The organism is Mesorhizobium sp. M7A.F.Ca.AU.002.02.1.1, from assembly GCF_003998535.1.
GTDB classification, from domain to species: domain Bacteria; phylum Pseudomonadota; class Alphaproteobacteria; order Rhizobiales; family Rhizobiaceae; genus Mesorhizobium; species Mesorhizobium ciceri.
The window spans coordinates 1-2,885 of record NZ_RZPB01000754.1; the positions used below are offsets into that span (position 1 = coordinate 1).

Consider the following 2,885-nt stretch of genomic DNA (forward strand, 5'->3'; position numbering starts at 1 on the left):
GGATAGAGCGAGAAGCCCTGCCATGCATTCCTCCCTTGTACCGGAGGCGTGCCGGCTTCCCCCTTTTTGTCCGTCACGCCACGTGGTCCAACGGTATGCCGCGCGTGGACTGACGGGTCAACAAGGATAGAGGCAGCGAATATCATCGCATCGCAGACAGTGCCCAATACCGGCGATCTGCCCTCGCGTCATGCAACCAAAGTCTGACGTTTTCAGGCGATTTTGCCGGTGTCGCGGCCGGCGCCGATCAGGATCAGCGTCGTGACCAGGAACAGGTACATCCACGCGTCGCGCCACTCGACCGGGAAGTAGCCGGCCCACAGCGATTCGGCCATGCCGAAGACGGCCGCGCCGAGCGCCGCGCGCGGTGGCGAGAGATAGCCGCCGACCGCCGTCACGAACAGGATCTTCAGTCCGTAGACGAGGCCCGAGCCGAAGCTGACATTGCCGTAATAGAGCCCGGCCATGACACCGGCCAGCGCGGCGCAGAAGCCGCCGAACAGCACCGCGTGCCGGAACACCGCGCGTACGTCGACGCCGCACATCGCGGCAGCCTTGGGGTCGTCGGAGACGGCGCGCCAGCACCGTCCGAAGCTCGACCGGGCAAAAGCCCAGCTTGCCAGCGCGATTGCCGCCACCACCACGGCGCAGTCGATAAGCTGGATGAGCGTCAGCGTTGCCTTGAAGGTCGCGCCCTGCGCGAAAACGATGGGCTGCGCCAGCATCGGCGGCAGCCACAGATCATGCGTGTCGGCGGCGATGCGGCTCGCTTCGGACAGCAGCAGCAGGATGCCGAGCGCCACCGCCGCCAGCAGCGTCAGCCACAGCACCTGATAGCCGAAGGCCGCGGTCAGGATCATGGTCTGGCCGCAAAAGGCGAACAACGCGCCATAAGCGAGATTGGTGCGGTGCAGGATGCCGTTGGTCAGCACATAGCCAAAGGCGAGCAACGCATACAGCGCGCCCGAATGCAGCCCGTTCAGCACCTGCTGGAAGAAATAGAGCATGCAAAACCTCGAAGCATGCCGCCCAAAAGTGCGAAGCGGTCCTGGCCAACAGCATGCTCAAAAGGCTGCGGAGACCACCGCATCCCGGAGTGAGGTTGCATCGCTGAATCTAACTTGTCAAATACGATTTATCGGTTAGATTTTCGCCATGACGGTATCATGGACCCCGCACCGCTTCACCGGCGGCCTGCTTGCGCTCGACACGGCGAACACCGTCGTGCTGCGCGGCGATCCGGAGCGGACGTTCGACCGCTTCGAAGATCCGGCCGAGATTGCTCGCTTCGCCGACGCGGCGAGCCGCTTTCGCGCCGCCGAGCTTGGCGAAAGGCCGCTGGCGGTATCCTCAGCGGTGGCGATCGCACCCGTCGTGCTGTCGATCCGCGAGGCGACGGACCGGCTGTTTCGTGGAGCGGTGTCGAAGGGCGCGGTCGCCACCGCTGATCTGCCCGGATTCCTGAGCGCCTGCGCCGAGGGTCTTGCCGGCAGCCGGACCGAGATCGGTGTGCCGGGAAGGCCGTTCGGTGATCCCCTGACGCCGATCGCCTTCGAGGCGGCGCTGGCGGTTTCGGCGCTATCGCTTCTGCGCGACGATACCGTCGCAAGGCTCAGGATCTGTCCCAACTGCACCTGGCTGTTCGTCGACAGAAGCCGCAATTCCAGCCGCCTATGGTGCGACATGGCGGTGTGCGGCAACCGTCAGAAGGCAAGCCGTCACTATCGCCGTCGTCGCATGGCGGAAAATGAGGTCAAGAATGCGTAGCGGCCTTTCCCGTTCGATCCTTGTTGGCGCGGCGCTCATCGTGGCCGTTGCGCTCGGCGCCTGCCGCGACACCGGCGACGCCGAAGGCAAGCTGTTCGAGATTTCCGGCAAGATATTCGTTTTCAACTACCGCCTCGCCAGGGCGACTTATGTGGTGACCCTGCGGCCGCTGAAGCCGATGGGAGAGGGCCAGGTGGCGGTCGCCAGCTTCCAGGATCCCGCCGGCGGCGCACCTCTGGTGGTCGAGCAGAAGGTCTGGCCGAAGCTCGACAAGGTGACGCTGGAGAGCCCGGCACTGACCTGCGTCGTCAAGAACAAGCCCTATGCGATTGCCATCAGCATCAAGGGCGCCGACGGCGCGGTCCTGCAGAAGATCGACACCACGCTGATGTCGACGGAAGACCAGTCGATCCTGCCCGACCGGCCGCTGGTCATCGACCAGCTCTACACCGCCAATCCCGATCTCGTCGGCCATCCCGACGGCAAGCTGCCGGGCGAGCCGAAGCCAGATTGCTCGAAAGGCGGCTGACGCGTCGCGGCCGGCCGCGCCGCAGCTGTAATGTTCATGCGCCGGGCAATGTCCGCGGATCGGTTTCATACCCGATTCAGGATGGCCGCGGACTGTTCGTTGCGCGTTGCCTGGCATCTGCGATTTTGTTTGACCTGCCTTGCAAGGGGAGAAAGGATGCGTCATCCGACCCCGACGTTGGCTGCCTGCCCCGCGTGGCCTCCGCAGAGGAAATGCCTGATGACGCTGCACGACGTCGCGCTCGACGACAAGTTCGATCTCGCAAAGGAGCGCATCTTCCTGTCCGGCGCGCAGGCGGTCATTCGCATGCTCTTGATGCAGCGCGAGCGCGACCGTCGCGCCGGCTTGAACACGGCCGGGTTCGTCTCTGGCTATCGCGGTTCGCCGCTCGGCGGCCTCGACATGCAGCTGTGGAAGGCGAAGAAACAGCTCGCCCAGGCTGACATCGTCTTCCAGCCGGGTCTCAACGAGGAGCTTGCCGCCACCGCCTGCTGGGGGGCGCAGCAGACGGAGCTGCTGGGCGAGGGCACTCATGACGGCGTCTTTTCGGTCTGGTACGGCAAGGGACCGGGCGTCGACCGCTCAGGCG

At 64.9% G+C, this 2,885-nt stretch carries 3 protein-coding genes and 1 pseudogene; 3 read left to right on the forward strand and 1 reads right to left on the reverse strand.

Features of this window, described 5'->3' with window-relative positions:
• Positions 1 to 212 precede the first annotated feature (212 nt).
• Positions 213 to 1,007 (reverse strand): branched-chain amino acid ABC transporter permease, encoded by a 795-nt coding sequence (locus EN879_RS30690; RefSeq protein ID WP_127274469.1) that lies wholly within the window; start codon positions 1,005 to 1,007, stop codon positions 213 to 215.
• Positions 1,008 to 1,155: 148 nt separating this feature from the next.
• On the opposite strand from EN879_RS30690, the gene EN879_RS30695 reads away from it, so the two are divergent.
• The 3 genes and pseudogenes from EN879_RS30695 to EN879_RS30705 all read left to right on the forward strand — a co-directional run.
• Complete coding sequence (locus EN879_RS30695) at positions 1,156 to 1,767, forward strand: CGNR zinc finger domain-containing protein (RefSeq protein ID WP_063169838.1); 612 nt, start codon at positions 1,156 to 1,158, stop codon at positions 1,765 to 1,767.
• The gene (locus tag EN879_RS30700) at positions 1,760 to 2,296 is read left to right on the forward strand and encodes a hypothetical protein (protein WP_013528209.1); all 537 of its coding nucleotides are present in this window, start codon (positions 1,760 to 1,762) and stop codon (positions 2,294 to 2,296) included. The genes EN879_RS30695 and EN879_RS30700 overlap by 8 nt, the downstream gene beginning before the upstream one ends.
• 219 nt (positions 2,297 to 2,515) lie before the next feature.
• Positions 2,516 to 2,885 (forward strand): annotated as a pseudogene (locus tag EN879_RS30705) (indolepyruvate ferredoxin oxidoreductase family protein); the annotation flags it as partial.

Excerpts from the sequence above, each read along its gene's own strand:
- EN879_RS30690 (WP_127274469.1), bottom strand. The coding sequence starts at position 1,007 with ATGCTCTATTTCTTCCAGCAGGTGCTGAACGGGCTGCATTCGGGCGCG.
- EN879_RS30695 (WP_063169838.1), top strand. The coding sequence starts at position 1,156 with ATGACGGTATCATGGACCCCGCACCGCTTCACCGGCGGCCTGCTTGCG.
- EN879_RS30700 (WP_013528209.1), top strand. The coding sequence starts at position 1,760 with ATGCGTAGCGGCCTTTCCCGTTCGATCCTTGTTGGCGCGGCGCTCATC.